This window comes from Mycolicibacterium stellerae (genome assembly GCF_003719305.1).
Taxonomy (GTDB): domain Bacteria; phylum Actinomycetota; class Actinomycetes; order Mycobacteriales; family Mycobacteriaceae; genus Mycobacterium; species Mycobacterium stellerae.
The window spans coordinates 1-5984 of the sequence record NZ_RARC01000064.1 but is presented as its reverse complement, the minus strand read 5'-3'; the positions used below and the strand labels follow the sequence as shown (position 1 = coordinate 5984).

Annotated in this window: 3 protein-coding genes and 1 pseudogene; 2 read left to right on the top strand and 2 right to left on the bottom strand. The window is 66.0% G+C overall.

The window, feature by feature from the left end; translation table 11 throughout:
* Nucleotides 1–195, bottom strand: a pseudogene (locus tag D6M19_RS34635) (hypothetical protein); the annotation flags it as partial.
* Between the two features lie 195 nt (nucleotides 196–390).
* Here D6M19_RS34635 and D6M19_RS33830 point away from each other — a divergent pair.
* Nucleotides 391–1647 carry a bifunctional glycosyltransferase family 2/GtrA family protein gene (locus tag D6M19_RS33830; protein WP_123029651.1) on the top strand — a complete coding sequence of 419 codons (1257 nt, stop codon included), beginning with the start codon at nucleotides 391–393 and terminating at the stop codon, nucleotides 1645–1647.
* 36 nt (nucleotides 1648–1683) lie between these two features.
* Nucleotides 1684–3666, top strand: coding sequence for an ArnT family glycosyltransferase (locus D6M19_RS33825; RefSeq protein ID WP_123029650.1), 1983 nt, complete (start codon nucleotides 1684–1686; stop codon nucleotides 3664–3666).
* Nucleotides 3667–3698: 32 nt separating this feature from the next.
* On the opposite strand, the gene D6M19_RS33820 is transcribed toward D6M19_RS33825, so the two are convergent.
* The gene (locus D6M19_RS33820) at nucleotides 3699–5342 is read right to left on the bottom strand and encodes a sensor histidine kinase (protein WP_327389849.1); all 1644 of its coding nucleotides are present in this window, start codon (nucleotides 5340–5342) and stop codon (nucleotides 3699–3701) included.
* Nucleotides 5343–5984 lie beyond the last annotated feature (642 nt).

Genomic DNA, 5984 nt, shown 5'->3' with positions numbered 1-5984 from the left:
CTGCTTCGGTGGGCCCGGCGGGCCGCCGGGCCCACCGAACGGGGGCGGTGGCGGGCCGCCGGGCCCACCGAAGCAGGGCGCGCCGGGCGGACAGGGCGGGTCAGCACTGGCGATGCCGGCCCCGACCATTCCACCGCCGAACGCCAGACCAGCAGACAGCAGCGCGATACCAACTAATTCTCGATGTCGTTTCATGGTCCGATCATTGATCCCTTCACCTGGAAACATCTACGGTGATGAACCTTCCCCCACAGCGTGTCCATAAACTGTGCTCAAGCTATGAATCAGTTATGAACGGCCGCAGGTGATCCCGCGCGGGCGTCCGCGCGCATAGCTTTCACAAATGTTCGTCCCACGTAGCCCTCATGTCCGGGTCGCAGGATTGTCGTCATGACGAACACGCTGATCGAGTCCGGAGCCACCACCGACTGTGCTCCGTCTACCTGTGCACGGTCGAGCGTGCTGGCCGACGCCGCTCGCCGAGGTGTCCCGGTCATCGACGTCGTCGTGCCCGTCTACAACGAGCAGGCCGTCTTGTCGGGGTCGGTACACCGGCTGCACCGTTACCTCGCCGACACGCTGCCCTTCCCGTTTCGTATCACCATCGCCGACAACGCAAGCACTGACGCGACGCCGGACATTGCCGCTCGGCTCGCCGACGAATTCGACTGTGTCCGTGTGGCTTGCCTCGAGCAGAAGGGCCGCGGACGCGCGCTGAACGCAGTGTGGTCGAGCTCGGACGCTCCCGTGCTGGCCTACATGGACGTCGACCTGTCCACCGATCTGGCCGCGCTGGCACCCCTGGTGGCGCCGCTTATCTCGGGGCATTCCGACCTCGCGATCGGCACACGACTGGCCCGTACCTCCCGCGTGGTGCGCGGGCCGAAGCGGGAGGTCATCTCCCGCTGCTACAACATGATCCTCAAGACGACGATGTCGGCGAAGTTCTCCGACGCCCAGTGTGGCTTCAAGGCAATTCGCGCCGACGTCGCGCAGCGGTTGCTGCCCCTGATCACCGACACCGGATGGTTCTTCGACACCGAACTGCTGGTGCTGGCCGAGCGATCAGGCTTGCGCATTCACGAGGTTCCGGTCGACTGGGTGGACGACCCCGACAGCCGAGTCGACATCGTCGCGACCGCCAGCGCGGATCTCAAGGGGATCGCCAGAATGCGAAAAGACTTCGCACTCGGCAGGATTCCCGTCGACGCCGTGGCCGCGCAGCTGGGAAACAACCGGGTCGCCCCGTCGCGGGGGATAGCGCACCAGCTCGCGCTGTTCGGGGCGATCGGCGTCGCCAGCACCCTGGCCTACCTGGCCATCTTCAGCACGCTGACCGCCACGGTGGGTTCGCAGGCCGCCAACTTCCTCGCCCTGCTGATCACGGCGATCGCCAACACCGCAGCCAATCGCCGGTTCACCTTCGGCATCCGTGGACAGGCCGGCCGGGCGCGTCATCACGGCGAGGGGCTCCTGGTGTTCGGGATTGCGCTGGCGATCACCAGCGGCTCACTCGCCAGCGTTCACTCGCTGGTGAACCCCACTCCGCATTGGCTCGAACTGGGTGTGCTCGTCACGGCCAACCTCGCCGCCACCGTGTTGCGCTTCGTTCTGCTGCGCACATGGGTGTTTCACCCAAGCCGATAATCCAAGACGCCTGATCCTCAAACGCTGGAGAGACCGATGACGGCAGCACCTGCCACAGACATCAGTGACGAAGTTGTTCACGCCGACGCTGCGGCGGACCCGCGCTGGGCAAGGCCGGGGCTGATCGCGCTTCTGCTGGCCACGGCGGTGTTCTGGACCGTAGGGCTCAGCCGAAATGGCTGGGGCAACTCCTTCTACGCGGCCGCCGTGCAAGCGGGCACCCAGAGCTGGAAGGCGTTCCTGTTCGGCTCGTCGGATGCGGGCAACTCGATCACGGTCGACAAACCGCCCGCCTCGCTGTGGGTGATGGAGATCAGCACGCGGCTCTTCGGCATGAACTCCTGGGCCATCCAACTTCCGCAGGTGCTGCTGGGCGTGGCCTCGGTGGCGCTGGTGTATGCCGCGGTGCGACGGCCGTTCGGGCCGGGGGCGGCCCTGATCTCCGGCGCGCTGTTGGCGCTGACGCCGGTGGCCACGTTGATGTTCCGCTACAACAACCCCGACGCCCTGCTGGTGTTCCTGATGGTGGCCGCCGTGTGGGCGCTGTTGCGCGGCATCGAGAATGGACGCACTCGCTGGATCGTGTTGTGCGGCGCGCTGATCGGCTTCGGGTTTCTCACCAAGCAGCTGCAGGTCATGCTCATCACGCCGGGTCTGGCGATCGCCTACCTTGTCGCCGCACCGCCGCGGTTGCGGACGCGACTTCTTCAACTGCTCGCCGGACTGGCGGCCGCGATCGTGGCCGCCGGTTGGTGGGTCGCGCTTGTCGAGCTTTGGCCGAAGTCCGATCGCCCGTACATCGGCGGCTCTTCGAACAACAGCTTCCTGCAACTCACGCTCGGCTACAACGGGCTTGGCCGCATCCTCGGCGGCGACGCGGGCGGCGGAGGCGGGCTTCCCAACCCGCCTCCAGGCGGTGGACACGGCGGCCCCGGTGGGCCGATGTTCCAGCAGGCCGGCATCACCCGGATGTTCACCACGGAATCCGGCACGCAGATATCCTGGCTGCTGCCCGCCGCGTTGGTGCTGCTCGTCGCGGGCCTCGTGCTGTGCGGACGCGCGGCAAGGACCGATCAGAAGCGCGCCTCGTACCTCGCCTGGGGTGGCTGGCTGCTGGTTACCGGCCTGATGTTCAGCTTCATGTCGGGGATCTTCCACGACTACTACACCGTGGCCCTGGCTCCCGGGGTGGCGACGATCGTGGGTATCGGTTCGACGCACCTATGGAAGAACCGCGAAAAGCGCTGGGTGACAGCGGTACTGGCGTTGACCATCGCGCTGACCGCGGCGTGGGCGTGGGTGCTGCTGGGCAAGACGCCCGACTTCCTGCCGTGGTTGCGCTGGGTAGTGGTGGCCGCCGGTGTGGTGGCCGTCGTCCTGCTGCTCGTGTCGTCCGTGCGGCCCGGCCTGACCGTCGCCGCCCGCGACCTCAAGGTATGGGCCGCGGGGCTGGCCGTCGTCTCCGCGATGGCCGGGCCGGCGGCGTACTGCATCCAGACCGTGAGCACCGCGCACAGCGGCCCGATCATCACCGCTGGGCCGTCGTCGAAGGACGGTGGAATGCCCGGTGGAATGCCCGGTTTCCCCGCAGGCGGCCCCAGTGGTCCGGGAGCGCCATCCGGAATGCCCGGCGCTCCGCCACCGGGCTTCGGTGGTGCGGTGTCCGATCAGGTGACGTCGCTGCTGTCCGCTAATGCCAGTGACTACACATGGGTAGCCGCGACCAGCGGATCGATGGGTGGCTCGGATTATCAACTGGCAACTGGCTATTCGGTGATGCCGATCGGCGGATTCGGTGGCGCGGACCCGTCGCCGACCCTGGAGCAATTTCAGGGCTACGTGAACGCCGGGCAGGTGCACTACTACCTGGATTCGTCGCACCCGGGGATGCCGCCCTTCGGTGCCGGGTCAGGATCGAGGTCGAAGTCCGACGAGATCCGCGACTGGGTCAAGCAGCACTACACCGCGACGACGGTGGACGGTGTCGCGCTGTACGACCTGACAGCCCCCGCGCACTGAACTCCGACTGCGGCCCACCGGAGTCGCGGGTCTCACTCCACCGTCTCGCCCGACATGGCCGGCTTCGCGGGTTCGCCGGGCGCCGTCGCCCCGAGCAACACCGTGCCCGGAAGGTTCATGGTGAATGCGGTGCCGAAGGGGCCGCTGGTGACGTCGATTGTTCCGTTGTGCGCCTTGATAACTGACTGTGTTATCGCCAGCCCGAGACCGGTGCTGCCGGATGCGCGGGACCTGGAGTCGTCGCCCCGCACGAACCGTTCGAAGACGTTCGGTAGCAGATCGTGGGGGATCCCTGGACCGTGGTCGGTGACGCTCATCGCCACCGAGTCATCGTCGTTCCGCATCAGGGAGGCGACGATCTTGGTCCCGGCCGGAGTGTGGACTCGCGCGTTGGACAACAGATTGGCCAGCGCTTGATGCAGTCGCGAGCGGTCACCGGTGATCGTCACGGGCTCACCGGGAATGTCAAGGCCCCAGCGGTGATCGGGTCCCGCGATGTGCGCGTCTCGCACCGCGTCGATGACTAGGTCGGTCAGGTCGACGTCCTCGCTCTGAATGGGTCGGCCGGTGTCGAGGCGGGCGAGCAGCAGCATGTCCTCAACGAGTTGGCTCATCCGCAGGGACTCGGCGCGGACTCTCGCCATTGCACTGCTCAGGTCGCGGCGGCGGCCGGCATCGACTTGCTCGTCGATGTCGTTGAGGAGTCGTTGGGCGAATTCGGTGTAGCCCTGGATGGAGGCAAGGGGCGTGCGCAGTTCGTGGCTGGCGTCGGCGACGAACTGCCGAACCCGCATCTCGGTGGCGTGGCGGGCGGTCAGGCCCTCGGCCACCCGGTCGACCATCATGTTGAATGCCGTCCCGAGCCGACCCACTTCGGTGTGCGCGGTCGAGGGCTCCACGGGCTCGATGGGAGTGGGCAGGCGGACCTCGCCACGGTCCAACGGCATGCGCGCGACGCTCTGCGCGGCCCGCGACATGCGTGACAAGGGAACGAGCTCATGGCGGATGATCACCATGCCCGCCGCAACGGTGCCCAGCAAGGCCACCAAGGAGAACCCGCCGATGATCCAGGCCACCGAACTCAACGTCGCTTCCACCCCGGACAACGGCAACCCGGACAGGATCACGACGTCCTTACCTGCGACCGTCGCCGCCGTGATTCTGTACGCCCCCACCCCTTCGAGGTCGACGCTGACGGTCTGGCCCGTGGGGACCTGCGTCAACTGCGCCGCGGCGGTCGCAGAGAGTGCTTGTCGGTTGCCGCTGGGGGTGATGACCGCGGACTCGGTGACCGTGTCGCCGGATCTGACCGCGCCTACGGTGCCGGACGACTGACCGGGGCCGTCGAGGAACATCGGACCCGGCCCGGAGAAACGGATGAAGGGCAGCTTGCCCAGCTCGTAGAACATGTTGGACCGGGACTGCGCTTCGACTACTTGGGCGTCGAGCTGCTGGATCAGGTAGGTGCGCAGCGCCACGAGCGTGCCCGCGCTGACCGCGACGCACAGCGCAATCCCCAGCAGCGCTACCGCACTTACCAACCGAATCCGCAACGGCCAAGTGCGCAGCTTCCACAGCCGGATCACCCGTTTGCCGCCCGGTCGATTAGTGGGATCTGAGGAGATCTCCGACACCGGACCGGGTGGCTCATCGTCGACCGGTCCGCACTTGTGCACCTTTCGATTCTGTATGACTTTCGTATCGATCTCCTGTGTCAGATCTATGCACGAGCTATGACTGCCGACGGTGTTGTGCAGATCACCACATCAAACACGGTCCACCCTTTCGAAATTCGTCCGCACCTGGTCACGTGCGCGATCGTGAAGCTCTTAATTAATCGGCGCGACCGATCGTTTGCGTACGGCGCGTGTCAACTGTGAACACTCTGGCAGACAAAGCTTGTCGGCTGACCAGTTCTGTTCCCGATACACAGCTCGGGCATACAGCCTTGCTAAGAGACCCATAACCGCGTCAGCGGTGTCTGGACGTCGGCGCCGGCCAATACATGACACCGTGGAGACGTCGGCGCCGATTGAGTCGACATCGCCTCAATGAGAAAGGAATTCATGTCGTCACCATCGCCACCTGGACAACCGTGTCCCTCGCAGCCGCCGACCCATCGGCGCGCGTTAGTGCAAGAGAACTAAAAGAGATGAAAGAGGCTCAACCAATGATGTTGTTGAACAACAAGACCCGGCGGGCTCTGGGTTCGACGCTGGTCGCAATGGCGCTGGCGAGCACGTCAGTCGGCTTCACCGCCGCGATCGCCAGTGCGGCCCCGCCTCCACCCTGTCCGCCCGGAGTGCCATGCGCCCCCG